This is a genomic window from Brevibacillus fluminis (genome assembly GCF_052072235.1).
GTDB lineage: Bacteria > Bacillota > Bacilli > Brevibacillales > Brevibacillaceae > Brevibacillus_D > Brevibacillus_D fluminis_A.
Genome location: NZ_CM125436.1, coordinates 5,856,743 through 5,880,340 on the forward strand (window position 1 = coordinate 5,856,743; position 23,598 = coordinate 5,880,340).

Below are 23,598 nucleotides of genomic sequence, written 5' to 3' on the forward strand. Positions count from 1 at the left end.
GTGTTCGTTTGATCGATCAGCGGCTCAAGTATCTCATCGGGTTTTGCGGAACACCGTTTTTACGCACCTCGAAATGAAGGTGGACGCCTGTGGAATCGCCTGTAGAACCTTTTACACCGATTTCTTTCCCTTGCTCGACAACTTCGCCGACTCTTACCTCGATCTTGCTCAAATGACCATATAAAGTTTGCAGACCATTGCCATGGTCGATCAAAATCATGTTTCCATATCCGCCATGCCAGCCCGCTTCAACTACACGGCCGTTATCGGCTGCACGCGCGATACCTGATCCCGCGATGTCGATTCCTGCATGCAAGCGTCCCCAGCGCGAACCGAATCCGCTGCTGATATAACCGCCAGCTGGCCAGCTGATGCGGCCTGTCCCGCGTGAAGGAATCACCTTGGAACCACGCTCGATGATTTTGGTTACCGGCTGTGCGATGACTTTTTGCGAAAGCATTTCGCGGTCAACCACTTCGCCGTTTTCTCTCGTCACTTTGTATGTGACCTGTTTCTTTCCTTCTTTCCCTTCCTGAATGACCTTCGTTTCCCCTTTTGGCACTTTGGCATTCGTTCGGGTCTCTGTCGCATAGTCAATCATTTCATCCTGTTTCACTTCTTCTACAACCTGAACGGTCACTTTTGGGCGGATCGCCGTAACATTGATCTTCTGGCCCAACTGCAGCACGGTATTTTCATTCATGCCGGCATTGTTTGCATAAATATCTTTCGACGTAATTCCGTAACGCTTTGCGATGCATGTGATGCAGTCGCCTTCTTCAACCGTATGGACGACCTGTTGCGCTGTTCCTTTGCTCAGCAAAGCTTCCAGCTTGTCCGCAGTCAAAACTTCATCGGCAGGAACGGACTCTTCCTCCATACTGATTTCTTCTTTAAATTTCACCTGCTTGATGGCGCTGTTTTTTGCTACACTTTCCAGGGAAGCAGCGGCTACAGCTTTTTTACCGGAAGCGTTCAGTTTCACGCCGGATAGTCTGTCTTTGAGGGTGGCTAAAACGAGGTCAGCTTGCTCCTGGCTTGCCGCATACCCGACTACGTCACCGTTGACGATAATCTTGGTTGCTTGCACCTGGATTTTTGCCGTTTGATCTAACATTTTGAGTGTTGCTTCGTTGTCAAACTTTCCCTTATACAAATTCTCTTCTGTAAAACTTATGTAGTCAGATAGCTTAAGGGTCAATCCGTTATGTTTTTCCTGCTCTTGTTGAAGTTTTTCTTTCTCCCATTGTCGAACCACGTCAGGGCTGCTTACAATGCCCACTTCCTTGCCGTTCACGGAAACGTGGTAAACCGGGATGACATTCGACTGATAGTATGCGCTTGCGGCTGCTCCTCCGACAACGGTGAGCACAAGACCTGCTGATACGGATAATGCGGCTTTTTTGTTGGTAGCTATGTATGTGGATGCAGTCTTTGTAATAGTTTTCGTATGATGATTAATGGATTGAAGCATCGGTTTCGTTCGCTGCTTCAACCGTTCCATCCAGTTGGAAAACGACATTTTACCCCTCCTGTAATAAGATACCCCCATTGTTTTGTGCCTACTAGCTATTTGTAAAATGGTACTTTTTTCCTCTTTTGAAATGTCAAACAAATCTGACTATGTGCCTAAAGACAACAACTATGTCGAATTTACCATAAAAAAGGTGCTTGCATCAAGTGTAAAATGCTGTCGAATAAGCTCAAAGAATAAGTTTAATAATATGGTCAATAAATGGTCATATTTTTATCCAACAGTTCAACAGGAGGGGTAGCATTGGAGGAACGCAACATTTTGGCTGGTTTTTTTACGGAGGAAGATGCGGAAAAGGCCGCCAAGCAGCTGAAGCAAAAGGGCTTTGAAACCGTACAGGTAGATCACATCGGTTTGTTTCCGGGAGATGGATCGGATAAGATTATGAATCCCATTTCCGGGGAAATTCCCAGTCTCGGTTCCCTTACGCTTGCCGGTGATTTTTCGTCAAAAGACGCGAGCATTTTGGCAGCGGCAAATCCGAGTGCGAGCGGAATGGCTGACGGCTCCCATGACGGTGTCGGCAGAACCGTCTTACTGATTGCAGTCGTGCCGGAAGAAAGAGGCGATGAAGCTGTGGCAATTATCCGCGCATGTGGCGGAGAGGTGTAAGTTAACTTCTATCGATGACTTCTCAAGGATGAGCGACCGCGGTTTATAGGAAAGTTTTCTTGCTCTCCAGAATTCATAAGCGCGAACGCTTATAAATTCTTTCGCGTAATAAAAAAGAGGAATGAAAGCCACCTTCTCTGCGAAAAGGAAGGTGGCTATTTTGAATGAGCAATCATATGATGACTAAACCTCTACCATTGAAGTAATATCGCGGAGAGCCAACCGGCGGATCGCTGTTTTCTTTTGCTCTTCTTCTTTTGGTTTGAGAATAAAGCATACATATCCTTTGCTGACGTGCGACATTGTTCCGGAGATTACCAGCCCGTTGAACATTTTAACCTCTACTTGTTTGCCTACCAGTGTCATTGCTTTTTGATCGAATCCCATTGATTCAGCACCCCATTCGCATTTGATATGGGATACCATATGCCCAGATGGGCGCATCTGGTGTCTGTCCCCAAAACTGTGCTTGAGAAAAAAAAAGCAACCACTCGGACTACGAAGCGGTTGCTTTTGTTCAGAAACGGCACCAATTACACGTAAATGCCGCGTACTACATTTGTTTGTTCACGGTCTGGTCCGACCGAGAAGATGGACAGCGGGATGCCAGTCAGCTGGGTAATACGCTCCACGTAGTGACGCGCATTCTCTGGCAAATCGTTAATGTTTTTCACGTTCGTGATGTCTTCTTGCCAACCTGGCAATTCTTCGTACACAGGTTCACATTGAGCCAGCACCTTCAGGCTTGCCGGGAAGGACTCCAACACTTGACCGTTGTATTTGTAAGCCGTGCAGATCCGCAGTGTATCAAGCCCGCTCAGCGTGTCCAGCTTGGTGATCGCCAAACCGGTAATGCCACTGACGCGACGAGCATGACGAACGACCACGCTGTCGAACCAGCCGATGCGGCGCGGACGGCCTGTTGTCGTACCGTATTCCGCACCCACTTCACGGATTTGGTCGCCAACTTCATCATGCAGCTCAGTTGGGAATGGACCGTCGCCTACACGAGTGGTGTACGCTTTCGCTACCCCGATCACTTGATGGATCTTGGATGGACCTACACCAGAACCGATGGTTACGCCGCCGGCAATCGGGTTGGACGATGTAACATATGGGTACGTCCCTTGGTCGATATCGAGCAGAACGCCTTGCGCGCCTTCAAACAGCACACGGCTTCCGTTGTCGATTTTATCGTTCAATACGACAGACGTATCGGTTACATAGGGACGAATGATTTCTGCATAACCCAAGTATTCTTCCAGGACTTCGTTCAAATCAAAGCCTGTGGTGTCATACATTTTTTCAAACAGACGGTTTTTCTCAGCCAGGTTGCGTTCCAGCTTGGCTTTGAACTCTTCCGGATCGAGCAGGTCAGCGATACGAATACCGATGCGCGCCGCTTTATCCATGTATGCAGGTCCGATCCCTTTGCGAGTCGTACCGATTTTGTTCGAGCCTCTGCTGTCTTCTTCCACGCTGTCCAATTTGATATGGTACGGCATGATGACGTGAGCGCGATCGCTGACACGCAGATTATCCGTAGAGACACCAAAGCCATGGAGGTATTCCAATTCGGTTACAAACGCTTTTGGATCGATAACCATACCATTACCGATCACACAAATTTTGTCTTTATAAAAGATACCGGACGGAATCAAGTGAAGCTTGTATTTCTGCCCACCAAAAATAATGGTATGCCCAGCATTGTTACCACCTTGGTAACGCGCTACAACCTCAGCGCTTTCCGCCAGATAATCCGTAATCTTACCTTTACCTTCATCGCCCCATTGGGTTCCGACGACAACAACTGTTGACATCGACAAACACCTCCTGATCCTAGTTTCCTAGTCATATTTCTTATCTAGGCAAACAAACAATCTTAGTGTACTAAACCCGTTCCACGATGTCAACGAAAAAACCGAACAATAAAAATACACTTCTGCATTAAGGTTCGGAATATAAATGAAAAAAAGAAGAAACGCCCGATTGCGGCATTTCTTCTCGTTCAAGATGTATTTAGCTGGCCTGATCCCGATAGCGGTGATCCAGGCTGACGAACTTGTTGAACTCTTTCAAAAAGGCCAACTCTACCGTACCAGTCGGGCCGTTACGTTGCTTTGCGATAATGACCTCGATGATGTTTTTGCTTTCCGATTCTCTGTCATAGTAGTCGTCACGATACAAGAACGCAACGATATCCGCATCCTGCTCGATCGAACCGGATTCGCGGATGTCAGACATCATCGGACGTTTGTCCTGCCGCTGCTCTACCGAACGGCTCAGCTGGGACAAAGCGATGACGGGGACGTTCAATTCACGTGCGATCCCTTTCAACGTTCGGGAAATCTCGGAAACTTCCTGTTGCCGGTTGTCCCCTTTCCCGCGCCCTTGGATCAGCTGCAAGTAATCGATCAGAATCATCCCCAAGCCGCGCTCGGTCTGCAATCTCCGGCATTTTGCCCGGATGTCCTGAACCGTTACCCCAGGGGTATCATCAATGTAGATCGGCGCCTTCGCAAGCGTCCCGATCGCCATCGTCAGCTTTTGCCAGTCATCTTCCTCCAGATTCCCTGTCCGCATCTTGGACGCATCCAGGTTCCCTTCGGCGCACAGCATACGCTGAACCAGCTGGGAGGCACCCATCTCCAACGAAAAGATCGCGACCGTCTCATTCGCGCGAGCCGCGATGTTTTGCGCCACATTGAGGGCGAAGGCCGTTTTCCCTACGGATGGACGAGCGGCCAGGATAATCAGGTCAGAACGTTGGAAGCCTGCAGTCATTCTGTCCAAATCCGGGTACCCGGAAGGAATCCCGGTGATGTCGCCCTTTCGTTGGCTCATGAACTCGATGCGCTCATACGTCTCGAGCAAAACGTCCCGAATCGGTGCAAAACCGCCGCTATTGCGGTTTTGCGCAATTTCCATGATGTATTTTTCGGCATCCGCGATGATTTCCGTTACCTCATCATCACGGCCATAACCGTCATTCGCAATTTTCGTCGCCGTATGAATCAATCGCCGCAAAAGCGACTTTTCTTCAACAATCTTGGCGTAATACTCGATATTCGCTGCGGTCGGCACCGATCCGGACAAACTTGTCAGATACGCGACGCCGCCAACTTCATCAAGCAACTTACTATCCTGCAGATCGGCAGTCACTGTCACGAGGTCGACAGGCTCTCCTTTTTCATACAGGTCCAGCATCGTTTGAAATATGCGTTGGTGCGAAGGCTTGTAAAAGTCTTCGGGCCGCAGCAACTCGATAGCCGTGATGAGAGCTTCCTTCGCCAAGAAAACGGCACCTAAAACGGATTGCTCAGCTTCAATGTTTTGCGGTGGCACTCGGTCCAAAAACAGGTCGCTCACGTCACACCCCTCATTCGTATCAATTATTCTTCCACTACATGGACTTTCAAAACAGCCGACACATCATGGTACAGCTTTGCTTTGACTTCGGTAACGCCAAGGGCGCGGATCGAATCCATATCCAGCTTGCGTTTGTCCAGCTTGATCTTGAACTGATCCTCCAATGCTTCCGCCACTTGCTTGCTGGAAATCGCACCGAACAAACGGCCGCCTTCTCCTGCTTTCGCCTTGATCTTAACAGTCAATTCGTTCAGTTTCAATGCCAATTCCTGTGCATCCTGTTTTTCGCGCTCTTTGCGCTTTTCCTCGCTCTTTTGCTGCGCTTCCAGCGTTTTCATGTTGCCTTCTGTCGCTTCCTTGGCAAGGCCTTTTGGAAAGAGGAAGTTACGTGCATACCCCTCGGAAATTTCTTTCAGCTCGCCTTTTTTGCCTTGACCCTTCACATCTTTTAAGAAAATGACTTTCATGGCAAAAGACCTCCTTTATCATAACGCGTCAATGACTTCTTTTAACCGTCTGACCGCTTCGTTCAGACTGATGCCCTCAATCTGTGTCGCTGCCCCAGTCAGATGTCCTCCGCCGCCAAGCTGCTCCATGATCGACTGGACGTTGATGTCGCCCAGGGATCGGGCGCTGATCATGACGGTATCATCGGACCGTTTTGCGACGACAAATGCCGCTTGAATCCCGGATAGCGTAAGCAGCACTTCCGCCGCTTGTGCGACCTGCACCTGCGTGTAGCTCTCCTGCGGATTGCCGACAGCGATCGCCATATTCGTATGGTAAATTTCCGTATTCATCACGATTCGAGCCCGTTTGACAAAGTTGCTCAAATCCTCTTTGAGATAGCGCTGCACCGTAGCGGTATCCGCGCCATTTCGCCGCAGGAAGGAAGCAGCCTCAAATGTACGCGACCCTGTGCGGAAAGCAAAGCTCTTCGTATCGACAACAATCCCGGCCAAAAGCGCGGTCGCGATCAGTGTGTCGATATTGATCCGGTCGCTTTGGTACTGCAATAGCTCGGTGACAAGCTCCGCAGTGGAGGATGCGTACGGCTCGAGATAGATCAGCACCGGATCTTCAATGAATTCTTCCGAGCGGCGATGATGGTCAATCACCACGATCCGGCTTGTTTCATACAGCAAACGCGGTTCGATCACCAGCGACGGACGATGCGTGTCGACGACGACGAGCAAGGTGCGCCCTGTAATCAACCGCAAAGCCTGCTCGGGCGTGATAAAGCTTTCTGCAAGCTCGGGGCTGCCGTTAATCTCCTTCATCAATCGCTCGATGGAAGGATTGATTTCATCAAGTACAACGTAAGCGGGCTTATTATGCACCTGGACCGTTTTCAACACGCCCAAGGACGCGCCGATCGAGTCCATATCGGATTGCTTGTGTCCCATCACGATGACTTGCTCTGCTTCGTGAATCAAATCGCGCAGCGCGTGAGCGATAACCCTTGCCCGTACGCGGGTGCGCTTTTCGACAGCATTTGACTTGCCGCCGTAGAACGTGATTTTGTTCCCTGACTTCACGGCAGCCTGGTCGCCGCCGCGGCCAAGCGCAATATCGAGGCTGGACTGAGCAATTTGGCCTAGTTCCATATGGGAGGTAACGCCAGCCCCGATCCCGATGCTGAGCGTGATCGGAATCTTGTTGTCAGCCGTCATCTCCCGCACGACATCGAGAATGTCAAAGCGGGTTTCCTCCAGCTTATCCAACGTTTGACGGTCCATCATGGCCAGGAACTTGTCGGCAGTCACCCTGCGCAAATAAACGCCATGCTTTGTCGCCCATTCGTTGATGACGCCGGAGACACTCGTCGACAGCAGCGTGCGGCTCTGATCGTCCATGACCTGTGCCAACTCGTCCAGGTTGTCCAGATGAATGATGCCGAGCACGGTCTTTTCCCGCTGGTAGCGGCCTTGCAATTCTTTTTGCTCGCTGATGTCGCGGAAATAGAGCAAGCGCTCCTCCAAACGAACGAGCACTTCGTATACATGATCATTAAATGAAAATTCAATTCGTTTTTGATCCGGTTTCAAGACCAGTCCAGGCAGCACGTCAGCCAAGTTTTTTCCGATCAAGGACTCTTCGTCCGCGATGACCTGCATCAGCGGATTGGTCCACTCAATCGTTTTTTCTTCATTAAAGAGAACGATCCCGATCGGCATTTCCTGGATGACGCCGTCCCCCGCCTTTTTTACACGATGGGAGATGGTTGCCAAATAAAGGCGCAAATCTTGTTGAAACCCTTTTTCCGCCTGCAATGCGAATAAAATAAGCCCGATCAGGCAAACGATGCCGATAGCCCCATACATCCAATGAAACAGTGTCAAAATCGCTAACAGCAGCAAGCAAAAGCTGAGAGCTAAAACCATATGCAGCCCATACCAACGCTTCAATAGAAACTTGGGCATTCCTTCAGCCCCTCTTCACTTTCTCTTTTCCATTCTCTTTCGCAATCCGACCCCTAAATCCAAAATACCGAGTAAGCTAAGTATATAAGTTAGTAATGGAAAAATAAATAGAACGACTACAAGCACTGGAGAGAGTTTTTTCCAACCCCTGCGGTATAAAACGTAAAAACAGAACGACAGCCCTTGCAGCATAAACACCATGTCCAGCATCACCTTGACGTTGTTCAAGGCACTCGACAGAAAGGTTTTCTCGGTCGCGTTACCAAACATCAAGAGTAGGAGCAAAGCCCCAAAATAATAATAGATGAGCGAACGAGGAAAATTCCAATCCCGAACAGGCTGCAAGCGAGGCAACGGCCGCTTGAGCAGATTGGAGGTGAGCCTTGCGAACCAGTGAACAACCGTACTCATGATAAAGCTGGTGGCGACGATGATCGACGGAAGCACCAATTCAAACAGCTTCAGCTGCATGTCAATCTCGCTTTTCCACTCTTCCTTGGTCAGCCATCCTGGTGTCGGCAGCGAGCCCGGACCGCTGATCAGCTGTTCCGTTGTCCGTTCCATCCCGGTGATGAGATCGACCCCGAATACATACTTGGTGAGCGCAAGCCCGAGAACAAGGGATACAAATGATGCTCCCGCACCGATGACGATCGCAGGAAGCGCCGACCGTCGCCGTTGGTACGTCCTTCCCATCATGCCACCAATGAAGCCAAACATGATGGCCATCAAACTACCGCCAAGCCCGGCAAAGAAATAGCTGACGATCGCAAACAGCACGATAAACAAAAGCAGCTCTCGTCCGGTACTTCGCGATGCCAGCAAAACAAATGGTACTGGCACAAGCAAAAAGGCAAACATTCCTAAAATCGTATGTACGCTAATAAACAACAAGACCAGTGCAACGACCAGCAGGATTACGTTTTCGACAATTGGTTTATTGCGAGTAGACATTGACCGCTACTCCTCCCGAACGTGGTAAACAAATTTTTCTCCAAATATCCCGTTTCATTGTACTGGGCATTACATAATTCTAGCATCTCTCGACAAAAAAGCAAACTGCCGCCCGTGGCGATGAATCCCAAACAGAATGCTCCTCACAGGCGCGAACGCTTATATATTCTTACATGTAAAAAAGGCAGGCAGGGATTCCCTGCACTGCCTTCGAGCAATCGTATGAGCAACGATTATTCTGCTGTATATGGTAACAATGCTACCTGACGGGAACGCTTGATCGCGATTGTCAGGGCACGTTGATACTTCGCAGAAGTACCAGTTACACGACGTGGCAAAATTTTACCACGCTCACTGATGAATTTTTTCAAGAGATCGATGTCTTTATAGTCGATTTTCTTGATTTTGTTAACAGTGAAGTAACAAACTTTACGACGTTTATTCGGACGTCCTTTGCGTGCCATGTAAGTCCCTCCTTTGCAGGAATGTGAAAGTTATCTTACGTTTTAGAACGGCAAGTCATCATCAGAAATGTTGATCGGCTTGCCAGCATCGGCGAACGGATCACCAAACGGATCATAGTCATTACCTTTAGCAGGCGGTTTTGCTCCGCCGCCTCCGCCCCCGCCAAAAGCAGGGTCAAAACCGGAGCCTTCATTGCCAGATCGCGCGCCCAGGAATTGGACGTTTTCTGCTACAACTTCAGTTACATATACTTTTCTGCCTTCTTTGTTGTCATAAGATCTAGTCTGCAAACGACCTTCTACGGCAGCTTGTCTTCCTTTACGCAAATAAGATGCGCACAGGTCGGCTAGTTTTTGCCAAACAACAATATTAATGAAGTCAGTCTCGCGTTCTCCCGCTTGGTTTGCACGTGGGCGGCTGACGGCCAATGTAAAGGTTGCAACAGCTACACCGTTAGGAGTATAACGCAGTTCTGGATCTTTTGTCAGGTTACCGATAAGAATGACTCGATTCACCGCGGGTCCCTCTCTCCCTCAAAACGACGAATTACTGGTCTTCACGAACGAAGAGAAAACGAATTACGTCGTCATTGATTTTCATCAAACGCTCTGCTTCAGCAACAGCGTCAGCGTTAGCTTTGAAGTTCATCAAAACGTAGAAGCCTTCACGGAACTTCTTGATTTCATACGCAAGACGACGCTTGCCCATTTCTTGAAGCTTGGTGATTTCACCACCGAAGTTAGTAACGACATCGCTATAACGCGCAACGTTCGCTTTCACTTTCTCTTCTTCAAGGTCTGGACGCAACACGTACATTACCTCGTATTGACGCATCCTTGTTCACCTCCTTTTGGACTAAACGGCCCTGTTCGGGCAAGGAGCGAGTGCTGAAACGCATAAACTATGCACCCCAAAAAATACTCGCATTTCGATATTATATCAAACCGTGCCCAGTCAAGCAAGATTTTTTCTTATACATTGAAACGGAAATGCATGACATCTCCATCTTGCACAACATACTCTTTGCCTTCCAGGCGATATTTGCCGCGTTCGCGTGCAACGGCTACCGTGCCAGCATCGACAAGGTCCGTATAGGCGACGACTTCTGCACGGATAAAGCCGCGTTCAAAGTCAGTATGGATCACGCCAGCCGCTTGCGGAGCTTTCATTCCTTTGCGGATCGTCCACGCGCGCACTTCTTGTACGCCAGCCGTGAAATACGTCACCAGACCAAGCAATTCGTAGGCTGCACGGATGAGACGGTCGAGTCCGGACTCTTGCAGGCCCAGCTCTTCGAGGAACATTGCTTTGTCCTCGCCTTCCAACTCGGCGATTTCGGATTCTACTTTTGCACTGATGATGACGACTTGCGCGCCTTCTTTTGCTGCATGCTCACGAACCGCTTGCACGTGCGGGTTGCTGTCAGCCGTATGAATTCCGTCCTCAGCGACGTTGCATACATACAGCATCGGCTTGATCGTCAAAAGATGCAGATCGCGAACCAGTTTCGTTTCTTCTTCATCAAGCCCTATGCTTCTCGCAGCGTTTCCTTCTTCGAAAGCAGCCTTCAGCTTTTCCAAAACGTCCAATTCTTGTTTGGCTTCTTTGTCGCCGGCTTTTACTTTGCGGCCGATCCGCTCGATGCGGCGCTCTACAGAGTCCAGGTCTGCGAAAACAAGCTCAAGGTTGATCGTTTCGATATCGCTGAGCGGGTCTACTTTGCCCGCTACGTGTGTGATGTTCTCATCTTCAAAGCAGCGAACAACCTGGCAAATCGCATCCACTTCACGAATGTGTCCGAGAAATTGGTTGCCCAATCCTTCCCCTCTGCTTGCCCCTTTAACCAGACCGGCGATGTCGACGAATTCAAACGCAGTTGGAACAACCTTGTTTGGCACAACAATCTCGGTCAATTTGGTTAAACGCGGATCTGGCACTTCCACGATACCTACGTTTGGATCGATCGTACAGAACGGATAGTTGGCCGACTCCGCGCCTGCTTGGGTAATGGCGTTAAACAACGTCGATTTACCTACGTTCGGCAAACCAACAATACCGCATGAAGCACCCATCTATAATACACTCCTTATTTCCGTAATCACATCCTTCTTAGTATAAAGATTTGTTTCTATGATTACAATCGCAGAAGACAAAGGCCTGTGCAAGAAAAGTTGGAAATACGCGATCCGTTATTTTTCCGCACTGAGCTTTTCCAGCTCATTCAGCGTCTCCTCAAAGATTTTCATCGCCTGATCGATCGGCTTTGAGGTGGACATGTCCACACCCGCTCTCTTCAAAATCGCGATGGGCGAATCCGAGCTGCCAGCAGACAAAAAGTTTTCCCTTATGCGATCCACCGCCGGCTTGCCTTCATCCAGCACCTGTTTGGCCAACGCTTGCGATGCAGCGAAGCTCGTCGCATATTGATAGACATAGAAATCGGAATAAAAATGCGGGATGCGCGCCCATTCCATGGCGATCTCCTGATCGGAAACCACGTTTTTGCCGTAATATTTTTTGTTCAGCTCGAGATACAGTCCTTTGAGCGCTTCGGCATTCAGCGATTCACCCGCTTGCTCCTTTTCATGGATCAGCCTTTCGAATTCAGCGAACTGCGCCTGTCTGAACAAAGTGGTCCGGAACGTGTCCAGGTAATGATTCAGCAGGTACATTTTCTCCTGCTTTGTTTTGGCTTTGGCATACATGCTCTTGAACAGCAGCGTTTCATTCAACGTGGAGGCTACCTCGGCGGTAAAGGTGGCATAACCGGCATTCGTATACGGTTGTTTTTTGTTTGTATAGTACGAATGCATTGCATGGCCCAACTCGTGGGCAAGCGTTGAGACGTCATCGAAGGTGCCTTGATAATTCAGCAGCAAATACGGATGAACGTCATAGGAACCCATTTGATAGGCCCCTGTGCGTTTGTCTTCTGTGGAATAAACGTCGATCCAGCCGCCATCAAAGCCTTCCTGCAGCGCCTTTACATACGGATCGCCCAACGGTTGCAGCCCTTCCAATACCAGTTCCTTTGCCTTTTCATACGGAATGTACGCCGTATCCGCCTTGACGATCGGCGTGTAAATATCGTACATGTGCAATTCTTTTGCCCCGAGCAGTTTTTTCTTTAGCCCCATATACCGATGAAGCAGCGGCAAGTGAGCATGGACCGTTTCGATCAGCTCATCGTACACTTTCGGCGGGATATCGTTCGGAATCAGGCTCGCTTCCAGGGCAGATTTGAATTTGCGGGCTTTTGCATAATAGTTGTCTGCTTTCACTTGAGCCCCCAACGTTTGGGCGAAAGAATCCTGAAAGCCTGCCAGCGTCTGGTAATACGCCATAAAGGCATCTTTTCTTACCCGCGGGTCTTGGCTTTCAACATAGGAGACATAGTTAGCCGGAGTCAGCTGGACCTCCTGCCCTTTTTCATCTTTGATCTTTGGCAGCTTCACGTCTTTGGACAGCATTCGGAACACGCCTTCGGGCATCCCGGCAAGCGGTGCTGATTGTGCCAGCAGCTCCTCCATTTCCTTTGGCAGTGAATACTGTTTGGTGCGCAGCATGTTGCCAACAAACACCCGGAAATCAGCCAGTTCCTTTTCTTTCAGATAGGCTTGGATTGTGGCGGTTGGAACGGCCACGATCTCAGGTGTCACCCAAGCTGTCTTCTCGCTGATCAGTGTCTGCAAATTGCTGACCCGGTCACTCATTTCTTGCAGCTCCGGATTTGCTGAATTCACGTCAAAAGACAGCGATGCGTATAAAGAAACCTTTTCAAACATGCGCATTAAATCGGCATAATCCCGCAGAACGGATGCCAGATTCGCAGCGGAAGCGGCAAGCGTCCCCTGTTTTTTCCCAAAGCTTTTGGCCAGCTTCTCTACTTTTTGGTAATCGGCTTCCCACGATTTTTTATCGGGATAAATATGTGTAAGATCCCATTTGTACTTTCCCGGAATCTCCGTTCTCGTCTTATAGTGCGGGACTTGCTTGCCTGCAGCGGCCTGACTCAATGGAATGAATGGTGCTGATACAACGGCAAACGAAAAAACCGCGGCCGTCACCGCAAACAATACTGACTTTTTCATAGCGTGTTCCTCCTATCCACAGGCTCCAAGCAGAAAATTTTTATAAATCAGATATCACAAATCGAGAAACTATCCCCGCTTGTTGATAACTTTGTGGATAAAACTATTGTCCACTCCGGTTATCCTTGGGGATATCTTTTAGTTTGGGCACAAAAGCTGCTTTTTTATCCACATTTTTTGTGGATTAGTTGTGCATAACTTAACCTCCTCGAATGGACTGTTAACAAAGTGGCAGGTTGCTCATTCTCTCCTGCGTTTTGCCGGCTTCCCTACTCCTCAAGCGATTTTTGCAAAATGGGCGCCTGCCCATAGCCGTTCGCCTATTCCTCTCATACGATAGCATGTGAAAAGTTCGTTGGAGGTGCTTGCGATGAGTCCGTTTAACAACAACAACAATAGCTTTGTCTTGATCCTCGTCCTGTTCATTTTGCTCGTTATTGTCGGTTCCGCTAATTAATTCGTCCCCGCTAAAAACAAAGGATGCCAGCCGATTGTGTGCTGCATCCTTTGTTGTTTCCGATTCGTTATTTTCCGCCTGTGGAAAACATGATCTGTGTCGACCGGTTCAGATTGCCCGCTTCATCTTTGACCAGGCTGTTCGGAAACAATATGGAATACGTCGTGTACGGAGCAAGTTTTCCTTTCGCCCGCAATGTAATCGTCCGTGATTGTTTGTTCCATGTAGCCGAATAGGATACCATCCCTCCATGCTCATCTTTCCAGATTGCCAGCCCGATCACCTCCGCATTGGCAAGCTCGGCACCATTTGCCGCCACGACATTCTCGCCGAATTGAATCGTTACATTCGAATTGAGAGACACATTTTTTGAACCATTCGCCGGCCAAATTGTCACTGCAGGAGGAATGAGATCCTGTTGTGCTGCTGTTGTGAAAGAGAAAGAAAACTGGCCGTTTTTTGAGCCTTGACGATCCATTAGCGATTTTTCTGCCAGTACGACCGTGTAGCGCATCCCCGCTTGCAGGTTTCCTTCGGGATCGAGCGTAACCCGCATGCTTTTTGCATCCCAAAACGGCTCGAATTTTACTTTTTTCTGATCTTTATCGGTTATTTCAATCGCCTTTTCCCACGTGCTTTTTGTAATCGGCTTGCCGCTCGGCAGTTGAATGGCTTTGTTGAAGGTGAGAGTGATGGGGCTGCTGGCTGCTACATTCTGCGCCAAGTTTGAGGGTGTAGTGACAATGAGGAACTCCGGCTCCCGCGGCTCGGTCGTAAACCGTGCCTCCTCCGCACCATTCAGCTTTCCATCCGCATCTTTTACCGTCCCGGGAAAAAGCTTTAGGGCAAAATCGGTTTGATAGGGAAGCTGCTGTACCGGTTTTAGCGTAAGCTTTCGTTTCGTAGGGCTCCAACTGTATGTGGTTTCAAGCTTCTTCCCTGTCCGCGCATCGATCAGTGCAGCAATGGTTTCCGCCTTTTTGGAGGTAAGCGCCTCGCCGTTTGCAAGCTTTACCTTGGAGCGGAACGTCAGGCTTATCTCCCCTTTCACCGAAATAGCTGATGCGCCGTGAACGGGGATGAATGTCGCCATGCTTTTCTCCGCTTCTTTTGCCATCACCGGTGATACCGATTGCATTATGATCAAAAGGATGCCAACCACCACCAGCAGATACCGCTTCACACTCCACAGCCTCATAACAAAACCCCCTTTTTTCCTTGTTCCCGAATTATAGGAAAAGAAAAAAAGGGGGTGCAAATATTTTTCAGGCTTATTCTTCTTTGGGCTCCGTTGACTGCAGCACCTTTTTCATTTTGCGTTCGAACTCCAGGCGCGGAATCATGACGCTATGATCGCATCCTGTGCATTTGATCCGGATATCCATCCCCATCCGAATCACCTTCCATGCATTTGTGCCACACGGGTGCGCTTTTTTCATCTGCACCACATCACCTAATTGAAACTGTTTTCTCTCCACATCCATACCCCTTTCTCAAGCGCGCTCTTTCGCATTCGGCATGGCGATCATTCTCGGGTATGGTACCTCAATGCCTCTTGCGGTGAATTCCGATTTGATGCTCGCACGCAACTGTCTTGCCACTCCATAGTGCGTATTCGGTTTGCATTCTGCCGTAACCCGAATGACAACCTCAGCCGGACCGAGCGATTGTACCCCCAGCACTTGCGGATCGCTCACAATGTTTTCATTTTCTTCTTTCACCTTTTTAGCGACTTCGGCGATGATTTCCTGCACCCGATCCAGATTCTCTTCATACGCGACCGCGACATCAACCAATGCGACGGTATTTTGCAAAGAAAAGTTGGTCACCTGGGTGATTGTCCCGTTCGGAATGATGTGGACTTCACCGGTTGCGCTCTTCAATTTGGTGATGCGCAAGCCAATTTCCATCACCGTCCCGCTAAACGCATTGATCGTCACCGCGTCTCCCACTGCAAACTGGTCTTCGAAAATGATGAAAAATCCAGTGATGACATCCCGCACAAGACTTTGGGCGCCAAAGCCGATGGCCAGGCCCAAAACCCCCGCGCTGACCAACACCGGGCGCAAGTCAAAACCAAGCTGGTCGAGCACGAGCAGAACGGTCAGAAAAAACAGCACCCAGCGCGAAACATTGTTCACCAATACGCGCAGCGTCTCCAAACGCCGCTGGTCAATCTGCAGTTTGCCGCCTTCACGGTTGCGGAAGATCCGGTTGATCGCAGCTCGCGAAAGAGTAACCAAAACGCGCGAAACGACGATGATCAGGAGAATTTTGATACAGACGCTCCCAATCTTCACCCATAAATCGGGGTTAAGCAAAAAATCGGTTATTTTGTCCACCTGTTTCAATTCTTCATTCATTCTTTTCTCTCTCCCTGCTGATCTATCTCTACATAGCCATCTGAGAATTTGCGAAAAAATCCGCGGATCTCTACTTGTTGTTCAACAACGATCTCTCGGGCAGTCGGGTAATCCGTCAGTGGAAATTCTATAGATAACGCGCAGCCAGCCGTAACCTCTTTTGGCGTTGGCCGCGTATCGATATCGATGTCAGCATACTCCAGCAGCATTTCTGCGCGCAACGCCTGCTGTGTGGAATCAAATGCGATCAAAACCGTATCGTCTGGCACTGCTCGTCTCCCCTTTCCTCTCACCATTTTACTTGTTGGTTGCTTAGGTTTCCAGCCTTAGCACCACTTCTCCCTCTTTTCTGTCCAATCCGGCGGCAAATTTCCGAAATATGTATAAAATTCGTGCTCTGTCCATATACTGTGAATACTTCTCTCTACAGGAGGTAGCCATGAGCAATCTGAATCCATCTTATCCGGTTTCCTATCCTTCCATAAAAGTCGAGCATCGAAATGATAATGCTGTGGATCTCCTGGCTCAGCACCTCTATCATTGCCTGACATTGCGTTCCTATGACCAAGACATCGTGGTTTTGTGCATCGGAACGGACCGCTCGACCGGTGATGCCCTCGGCCCTTTGGTTGGAACCAAACTGAAAGATCAATATCTGCATAAAATGCACGTCTACGGCACATTGGAAGAGCCTGTACACGCAGTCAATCTGGCTGAAAAGATTGAACTGATCACACATACTCATCAAAATCCGCTGGTCATCGCCATCGATGCTTGTTTGGGGCAATACAGCAATGTTGGTTCCATTCATGTCGCAGATGGACCGTTAAAGCCTGGAGCGGGTGTAAAAAAAGAGCTTCCATCGGTCGGCAGCTTTCATATTACAGGCATCGTAAATGTAGGCGGCTTTATGGAGTATTTTGTGCTGCAAAACACCCGGCTGTTCCTGGTCATGCGCATGGCAGAGGTCATCGCGGCCTCATTGAAATACGCCGACACGCAATTGCTCAAAACAGAAAAGCGTTATAATACGTTTTCCCTTGATTAAATGACGTGAACAAACTGCGGCTGAATTTTTTGGAATGATGCTAGCTCATTTCAAACTAGGAAGCCTCTTCGTTGTGAGTTCAACCTTGTTTCGTTTCAATCGCCATTTCGCGCTCGTTTTTCATTTTTTCCCGTTTCCATCATCGACTTCTGTTGAAATTCCGGTCTTTCTGTCCCCATTTTGCCCTTGCTTGTTTCATTTAGACAAATGTCGTTTGTTTCCGCCCGCTTTCTCTCTATTCCTTCTTCCACGCTTCTCCCTCTTTCGACAATGTTGACTTTGCTATTTTTCTGTGACCCGGCACCCCACCCTTCCCTTTTGTTGCAACCGCCTCTAAAACCGTCTCAATTGGCGTATATAACGATGAATGATTTTTTTATCTTATTGGTGTTTTGACCGCCATCTTGGCAACGGTTGTTTTATGATGTTTCTGTTTCTGCTGCTGGTTACTTGATGAGCTTTTGCTGAATTTTCCTATGTGATCCATTTCTTTTAAGCCCTCATTCCTTTTTCAACGTATGAAACTTTGCTCGTAATGCTGAATATGCTGCTGGACTCTACTTTTCCTTTATTTGCTATGCTGCTATGTCGATTTTCTGTACATGCTATGACCTTCTTGATTTTTGTCCATGTGCACTGCGTTCGTAACTTCGCTTTGATTGCCAGCAACCATTTTTGCTATGTGGCTATTCCATGCTTTCGCTGTGAACCATAAAGCCTTTTGCTACGATTCTTTCTCTATTCGAGCTTAGCACCCGGGACCTGCTACTTCTAACCTTTGCACACGTCTTTTGTCATCCATTCAGCACTGATTTTTACGTTTTCACCGACTTGCTTCGCTCAAAAATACTTTGCTTTCCCACCCCTCCGTTGCATTAGAAAGCCTGGCTACGCCATGCTTTTGGCTTAAGCCGCGGTTGCCCTTTACTGGATAAAAATTTGATAAATTTTTATCTGAACAAAAAGGCGAGTTCACGATTATCCGTGAACTCGCCTTTTTTCCCATTTCTATGCTCCCAACAGTTTTGTCAACCATGTAACAACCGGTACCCCGATTGCGGCGATAAACAAAGATGGCAGCATATTTGCGACTCTTATTTTCAACAAGCCTAACACATTGATCCCAATCGCAATGATCAAGAGCCCGCCAACACCCGTCAATTCAACCAACATGGCACTGATCAAGTCTTCTCCGGCAAATTGATTGATTTGTGTCGCAAGCAGTGCGATTGAGCCTTGATAAAGCAGTACCGGAATGGCTGAAAACAGCACACCGATTCCGAGCGTTGAAGTGAAAATGACGGCTGAAAAGCCATCAAGCAGCGATTTGGTGTACAAAACATCGTGATTTCCACGCAAGCCGCTATCAAGGGAGCCTAGTACAGCCATGGCCCCGACGCAATAGACAAGCGTCGCAGTCACAAAACCGTTGGCTATGCCACCCTCTTTTCCGCCCAGCTTTTTCTCCAGCCATTTGCCTACTTGATTGAGCCGATCCTCAATTTGGATCAGTTCGCCTAAAATGGTCCCTACCACAAGGCTGATGATCATCAACAAAAAGTTTTTCGATTCAAAGCTCATTTTCAACCCAAGAATAATGACCGCAAGCCCTAAACCGTGCATCACTGTCTTTTTGATGCCTTCCGGTATTCCGGATAATACTTTTCCTGCTAAAGCCCCCACGATGATGGCCGCCACATTTGCCAGCGTACCAAGCAATACCATGTCAACACTTCCCCTGGTGTATGTCTCTGTCTGTTATTAAAATGCTGCGGCGATTTCTTTAATTGCGGCAACCAGCGCATCTACGTCCGCCTCGGTATTGAATACGCCAAAGCTCGCGCGAACGGCCCCTCTTTGCTGGGTGCCAGCGGTTTGATGGCCCAATGGCGTGCAATGATAGCCCGCTCTTGTAGCGATCCCGAACTGCTGGTCAAGAATAAACGATACTTCTGCAGCATCGGCCTCTTTCACGTTAAATGCGATAACGCCAACCCTCTCCACGTCAAGGGATGGACCATATACCTCCACACCATCGATCGCAAGCAGCTGCGTGATCGCCTGTTTCGCCAACCCCCACTCGTGCTGGTGAATTTGTTCGACTCCCTTTTCATTTACGAATTGGATGCCAGCAAGCAATCCTGCAAGGCCAACCGTGTTTGCCGTCCCGCTTTCGTATCTGTCAGGCCTTGTCGTCGGTTGATCGATGGCCTCAGACTGGCTCCCGGTACCGCCATGAATCAATGGTTCAAGGTCAATGCTGCTGTGCACGTACAAGCCACCTGTTCCCTGTGGCCCGTACAAGCCTTTATGTCCAGGAAAAGCAAGCATGTGGATGCCCATTTTCTCCACGTCGATCGGCAATACGCCAGCGGATTGCGACGCATCAACAAGAAAGGCGATGCCACGTTCTTTTGCAATCTTGCCAATTTCCTCGATCGGCAGAATGACACCTGTCAAATTAGAGGCATGGCTGATCGCAATCAATCTCGTCTCAGGGCGAATCGCTTGCAGAAAATCTTGCGCTTCAAAGAGCTGATTCTCTCGAGGCTCTATGTACGTAAGCTCCACCTGCTTCGTCTTGCGTAAAAACTCCAACGGACGACGGACCGAGTTGTGTTCCACCGTCGAGGTAATGACATGATCGCCGGGTTTTACAAATCCTTTAATCGCCTGATTTAGCGCCTGCGTCGCGTTCATATAAAAAAAGAGGTCATTCGGGTTTTTAATCCCAAATAACCGGGACACTTGCAATCGTGTCTGGAACAGGACTTTACTTGCCTTCATTGCCAACGCATGGCCGCCTCTGCCTGGATTTGCCGCATATCCTTCGATAACCTCTGCCATCCGTTCTTTTACGCCGTCTGGTTTCGGCCATGTAGAAGCAGCGTTATCCAAATAAATAATTCGCATGTGTTCCTCCTTGGAAGTGCGCGTTATTCGGCTTGAAGCAATTCTAAAATTCTCTCCAAGTCTTCCTGTGAAAAGAATTCGATTTCGATTTTTCCTTTTTTATTGCCCTTTTTGATGTGGACCGATGTGCCCAGTCGATTTCGCAAGCGCTCTTCCAACTGAACCAAAGCCTTATCCTTCTTGGCGTTCTTTTTCGCCTTTGTTTCACGTGAAACATTCATTTGCTGGACAAGCTCTTCCAACTGTCTCACACTCAACCCTTTTGTGATGGTCTCATTCGCCAGCTTCCATTGCAGTTCTTGGTCTTCAACCGCAATGAGCGCTCGCGCATGCCCCATCGACAAAGCTCCTTGTGTGACCAATTGCTTGATCTTATCAGGCAATTGGAGCAAACGGAGAATGTTCGAGACATGTGGGCGGCTCTTCCCAAGTTTTTTTGCCAACGCATCCTGTGTATAGGAGTAATGCTGGATCAATTTCTCATACGCTTCTGCTTCTTCCAACGGGTTCAGGTCTTCACGCTGCAAATTCTCGATGAGAGCGATCTCCATGAGTTGCTGATCGGTATACTCTTTGACAATGATCGGTACCTTGGCCAGACCTGCTTCCTTCGCTGCACGCAGACGTCTTTCCCCTGCAACCAATTCAAAGCCTTTTATGCTTTTCCGCACGATTAAAGGAGAAATAATGCCGTGCTCCTTTATCGACTCAGCTAATTCCTGCAACGCAGCCGCGTCGAATTCACGGCGCGGCTGATACGGATTTGGACGAATTTTGGCAACAGGAGCTTCTGTCACCTGATCACTTTCTGCCTCGACATTCGAAGAAATAATCGCCCCAAGCCCTTTTCCTAAACCTTTGTTCATATCCCTACCACTTCCTTCGCCAGATCGGTATAAACTTCAGCACCTCTGGACCTAGGGTCGTAAGTGATGATGGCTTGTCCATGAGACGGAGCTTCACTCAATCTCACGTTACGCGGAATGATGGTCCGGTACACCTTGTCTTGGAAGTATTTCTTTACTTCCTCAATCACCTGTATTCCCAAATTGGTGCGGGCATCCAACATCGTTAACAGAACGCCTTCAATGGTAAGCTGCGCATTCAGGTGTTTTTGAACCAGGCGGATCGTATTGAGCAACTGGCTCAATCCTTCCAGCGCATAGTATTCGCATTGGATCGGAATCAAAACCGAATCGGATGCTGTTAAAGAGTTAACCGTCAAAATCCCCAGGGATGGCGGACAATCAATGATCACATAATCATATTTATCTTTGACCACTTCAAGCGCTTTCTTCAGCCGGACTTCACGGGAAATGGTTGGCACTAGCTCGATTTCTGCTCCTGCCAGTTGAATCGTAGCTGGAATCACCTTTAATCCTTCTACATCGGTTGGCAAAGTGGTTTCCACCGGACTAATATCATTAATCAGCACATCATAAATACAGTAATGAACATCTGCTTTATTTACGCCAATTCCACTGGTTGCGTTCCCCTGCGGGTCGATATCAACCAACAATACTTTTTTCCCTAGAGAAGCGAGGCACGCGCTCAGGTTGACGGCTGTCGTCGTCTTCCCAACGCCTCCTTTTTGATTGGCTACAGCAATTACTTTGCCCACCTTCTCCACCTCATTTAACGAATCTACTTCTACTTTCTTATCTTAACGTACTTTATTGCTAAAAAATAGAAGAAATCATAGGAAAAGCTGTTGAGGAATGTAACTACCGGTAAAAATGGATGTGGGTTTCTGGATTCAGCATTCAATTGTGCTGCTGTTTCTTTTCAACACGCGATTTCCCTCGTCTGAGAGTCATATTTCCGACCGAAAAAAGAAAAACTTCTCTTCGAAGTTCTTGTCATCGGCAGCTATGTTTGATAATTGATTCTTTCTGGTATCAATCAAATAAGGACGATTGCTTTACGTATGTTCTCGGTGTCTTTGCGAAAAATTCCAATTCAATGTTCCCTAGCTGAATGTGGGACTGCAAAAAGATTATCAGATCGTTCCTAAACAAAAAGAAAACTTCTTTCAGAAGTCTTTTCGAAGTGTTTCTTCCACAACCAGAAAACCTGCCGCCTCTTTCCGCCGGAAACCCTCCGCTACTCTCGTTTTTTCGGAATCCGAATGGTAAATTGGAAATACTCTTCATTATCCTCTTCATTCGTTTCGACAGGCAACCCCGTTTGCATGACCATATCGATCGATTGACGAACCGTATTGATCGCAATGCGCGTGTCTCTTGAAAATGCTTTCCAACGCGGCTTCTTTTCTTTTTCGTTCTTGGGGTTTTCCATCGCCTCAAGCAGCAGTTTTACGCGATTTTCGGTTTGCTTTACGTTTAATTCCCGTTCGATGATTTCCTGGAGCACCTTCTCCTGCCATTCCGCATCTTTTAACGGCAGCAGCGCTCTCGCATGACGCTCGGTAACGGTGCGTGCCATAAGCGCTTCCTGGACGCTCTGTGGCAAGTGCAGCAGCCTCAGCTTGTTGGCGATGGTCGATTGTCCCTTACCCAACCGCTGCGCGAGGCTTTCTTGTGTCAATGAATGCAGCTCGATGAGCTTTTGATAAGCAATCGCTTCTTCAATTGCGGTTAATCCCTCACGTTGCAAGTTCTCAATCAATGCGATAGATGCTGTCTGTGTATCGTTCAAGTCCTTTACGATCGCGGGAATACGCTCCAGACCCAGCTTTTTGGTTGCGCGCCATCTGCGTTCGCCCGCAATAATTTCATATTGGTTATTACGCAGGCGCACTACGATCGGTTGAATCAATCCATGCGTTCGTATCGTTTGACAAAGCTCGTCTATCTTTTCATCATCAAAAACCGTACGGGGCTGATAGGGATTAGGAACAATGGTATCTACAGGAATCTGACGAACCTCTTCATTCTCCGATTTATCAGAAAACCCGAACATCCTTGAAAATTGATCCTTTACTGTCATATCGAAGATCCCCCAATTCTAAACACGTTCCACTCGCCTACTTAATTCTTCATGCGCTCAGGAAAATCCTGCTGATTTCCCTTTGAAAAGCTTCTTTCTCCCCAACGATAAAACACTGATTTTCTCTTGATTTTTCGCGTTTTTCAGTGCGGAAAGCGACTTTTTATCCGTATGTCGGCATGACCATCATGAAATCAGGAAAAAGGAACTACTGCTGAGTTTGGAGAGCATGATTTTTGCTCGCTCCTGATTGCCCACCTTCTGTAAATGTCTGAACGGTCGCATTCCTCGTCCTTGCTGCCCGATCATTCACGGAATCAAGGTCATCTATGAAGCTCATGATTCCCATGTTCAAATCACACTTATCGAAAAATAAAAAAGTCCCCCGTTTCCATCTCAGAATGGCTCATACGGAGAACG

At 48.3% G+C, this 23,598-nt stretch carries 24 protein-coding genes; 3 read left to right on the top strand and 21 right to left on the bottom strand.

The window, feature by feature from the left end; genetic code table 11:
* Positions 1–16: 16 nt before the first annotated feature.
* Positions 17–1,522: a peptidoglycan DD-metalloendopeptidase family protein gene (locus ACTID9_RS28475; protein ID WP_441069014.1), complete on the bottom strand. Its 1,506-nt coding sequence runs from the start codon at positions 1,520–1,522 to the stop codon at positions 17–19.
* Positions 1,523–1,777: 255 nt separating this feature from the next.
* On the opposite strand from ACTID9_RS28475, the gene ACTID9_RS28480 reads away from it, so the two are divergent.
* Positions 1,778–2,146 (top strand): hypothetical protein, encoded by a 369-nt coding sequence (locus ACTID9_RS28480; RefSeq protein ID WP_441069016.1) that lies wholly within the window; start codon positions 1,778–1,780, stop codon positions 2,144–2,146.
* Positions 2,147–2,329: 183 nt separating this feature from the next.
* Here ACTID9_RS28480 and ACTID9_RS28485 read toward each other — a convergent pair whose 3' ends face one another.
* From ACTID9_RS28485 to pepF, 11 genes are all read right to left on the bottom strand, one after another.
* Positions 2,330–2,533 (bottom strand): hypothetical protein, encoded by a 204-nt coding sequence (locus tag ACTID9_RS28485; protein ID WP_122920144.1) that lies wholly within the window; start codon positions 2,531–2,533, stop codon positions 2,330–2,332.
* A gap of 146 nt (positions 2,534–2,679) precedes the next feature.
* Entirely contained in the window at positions 2,680–3,966 is a 1,287-nt protein-coding gene (locus ACTID9_RS28490) for an adenylosuccinate synthase (RefSeq protein ID WP_441069018.1), read from the bottom strand.
* Positions 3,967–4,165: 199 nt separating this feature from the next.
* Positions 4,166–5,515, bottom strand: coding sequence for a replicative DNA helicase (dnaB, locus tag ACTID9_RS28495; protein WP_441069020.1), 1,350 nt, complete (start codon positions 5,513–5,515; stop codon positions 4,166–4,168).
* A gap of 23 nt (positions 5,516–5,538) precedes the next feature.
* A complete protein-coding gene (rplI, locus tag ACTID9_RS28500; protein WP_441069022.1) occupies positions 5,539–5,982 on the bottom strand; it encodes a 50S ribosomal protein L9 in 444 nt (147 codons plus the stop codon).
* 18 nt (positions 5,983–6,000) lie between these two features.
* On the bottom strand, positions 6,001–7,938 hold the full coding sequence (locus ACTID9_RS28505) for a DHH family phosphoesterase (RefSeq protein WP_441069024.1): 1,938 nt from the start codon (positions 7,936–7,938) through the stop codon (positions 6,001–6,003).
* A gap of 15 nt (positions 7,939–7,953) precedes the next feature.
* Entirely contained in the window at positions 7,954–8,892 is a 939-nt protein-coding gene (locus ACTID9_RS28510; RefSeq protein WP_441069026.1) for a YybS family protein, read from the bottom strand.
* A gap of 233 nt (positions 8,893–9,125) precedes the next feature.
* A complete protein-coding gene (gene rpsR, locus ACTID9_RS28515) occupies positions 9,126–9,356 on the bottom strand; it encodes a 30S ribosomal protein S18 (RefSeq protein ID WP_441069028.1) in 231 nt (76 codons plus the stop codon).
* A gap of 42 nt (positions 9,357–9,398) precedes the next feature.
* Positions 9,399–9,872: a single-stranded DNA-binding protein gene (locus tag ACTID9_RS28520; protein WP_441069030.1), complete on the bottom strand. Its 474-nt coding sequence runs from the start codon at positions 9,870–9,872 to the stop codon at positions 9,399–9,401.
* A gap of 31 nt (positions 9,873–9,903) precedes the next feature.
* Positions 9,904–10,191, bottom strand: a complete 288-nt coding sequence (gene rpsF, locus ACTID9_RS28525; RefSeq protein WP_441069032.1) for a 30S ribosomal protein S6 — start codon at positions 10,189–10,191, stop codon at positions 9,904–9,906.
* A gap of 137 nt (positions 10,192–10,328) precedes the next feature.
* Entirely contained in the window at positions 10,329–11,429 is a 1,101-nt protein-coding gene (gene ychF / locus ACTID9_RS28530; protein WP_441069034.1) for a redox-regulated ATPase YchF, read from the bottom strand.
* A gap of 117 nt (positions 11,430–11,546) precedes the next feature.
* Positions 11,547–13,448, bottom strand: coding sequence for an oligoendopeptidase F (gene pepF / locus ACTID9_RS28535; RefSeq protein WP_441069036.1), 1,902 nt, complete (start codon positions 13,446–13,448; stop codon positions 11,547–11,549).
* Positions 13,449–13,818: 370 nt separating this feature from the next.
* Between pepF and ACTID9_RS28540 the strand changes: the two genes are divergently transcribed.
* Positions 13,819–13,905: a YjcZ family sporulation protein gene (locus tag ACTID9_RS28540; RefSeq protein ID WP_441072761.1), complete on the top strand. Its 87-nt coding sequence runs from the start codon at positions 13,819–13,821 to the stop codon at positions 13,903–13,905.
* A gap of 67 nt (positions 13,906–13,972) precedes the next feature.
* Here the strand turns inward: ACTID9_RS28540 and ACTID9_RS28545 are convergent, their stop codons facing one another.
* From ACTID9_RS28545 to ACTID9_RS28560, 4 genes are all read right to left on the bottom strand, one after another.
* A complete protein-coding gene (locus ACTID9_RS28545) occupies positions 13,973–15,103 on the bottom strand; it encodes an Ig-like domain-containing protein (RefSeq protein WP_441069038.1) in 1,131 nt (376 codons plus the stop codon).
* Between the two features lie 73 nt (positions 15,104–15,176).
* Complete coding sequence (locus tag ACTID9_RS28550; RefSeq protein ID WP_441069040.1) at positions 15,177–15,383, bottom strand: DUF951 domain-containing protein; 207 nt, start codon at positions 15,381–15,383, stop codon at positions 15,177–15,179.
* Positions 15,384–15,398: 15 nt separating this feature from the next.
* A complete protein-coding gene (locus ACTID9_RS28555; protein WP_441069042.1) occupies positions 15,399–16,268 on the bottom strand; it encodes a mechanosensitive ion channel family protein in 870 nt (289 codons plus the stop codon).
* Positions 16,265–16,537 carry a DUF3343 domain-containing protein gene (locus tag ACTID9_RS28560; protein WP_441069044.1) on the bottom strand — a complete coding sequence of 91 codons (273 nt, stop codon included), beginning with the start codon at positions 16,535–16,537 and terminating at the stop codon, positions 16,265–16,267. The genes ACTID9_RS28555 and ACTID9_RS28560 overlap by 4 nt, the downstream gene beginning before the upstream one ends.
* 170 nt (positions 16,538–16,707) lie before the next feature.
* On the opposite strand from ACTID9_RS28560, the gene yyaC reads away from it, so the two are divergent.
* Complete coding sequence (gene yyaC / locus ACTID9_RS28565; RefSeq protein ID WP_441069046.1) at positions 16,708–17,316, top strand: spore protease YyaC; 609 nt, start codon at positions 16,708–16,710, stop codon at positions 17,314–17,316.
* A gap of 1,008 nt (positions 17,317–18,324) precedes the next feature.
* On the opposite strand, the gene ACTID9_RS28570 is transcribed toward yyaC, so the two are convergent.
* The 5 genes from ACTID9_RS28570 to noc form a co-directional block, all read right to left on the bottom strand.
* Positions 18,325–19,041 carry a DUF554 domain-containing protein gene (locus ACTID9_RS28570; RefSeq protein WP_441069048.1) on the bottom strand — a complete coding sequence of 239 codons (717 nt, stop codon included), beginning with the start codon at positions 19,039–19,041 and terminating at the stop codon, positions 18,325–18,327.
* Positions 19,042–19,077: 36 nt separating this feature from the next.
* A complete protein-coding gene (locus ACTID9_RS28575; protein WP_441069050.1) occupies positions 19,078–20,229 on the bottom strand; it encodes an aminotransferase class V-fold PLP-dependent enzyme in 1,152 nt (383 codons plus the stop codon).
* Positions 20,230–20,252: 23 nt separating this feature from the next.
* Positions 20,253–21,095 carry a ParB/RepB/Spo0J family partition protein gene (locus ACTID9_RS28580; RefSeq protein ID WP_441069052.1) on the bottom strand — a complete coding sequence of 281 codons (843 nt, stop codon included), beginning with the start codon at positions 21,093–21,095 and terminating at the stop codon, positions 20,253–20,255.
* Entirely contained in the window at positions 21,092–21,850 is a 759-nt protein-coding gene (locus tag ACTID9_RS28585; RefSeq protein ID WP_122920163.1) for a ParA family protein, read from the bottom strand. The genes ACTID9_RS28580 and ACTID9_RS28585 overlap by 4 nt, the downstream gene beginning before the upstream one ends.
* A gap of 482 nt (positions 21,851–22,332) precedes the next feature.
* Entirely contained in the window at positions 22,333–23,178 is an 846-nt protein-coding gene (noc, locus tag ACTID9_RS28590; RefSeq protein WP_441069055.1) for a nucleoid occlusion protein, read from the bottom strand.
* Positions 23,179–23,598: the final 420 nt, after the last annotated feature.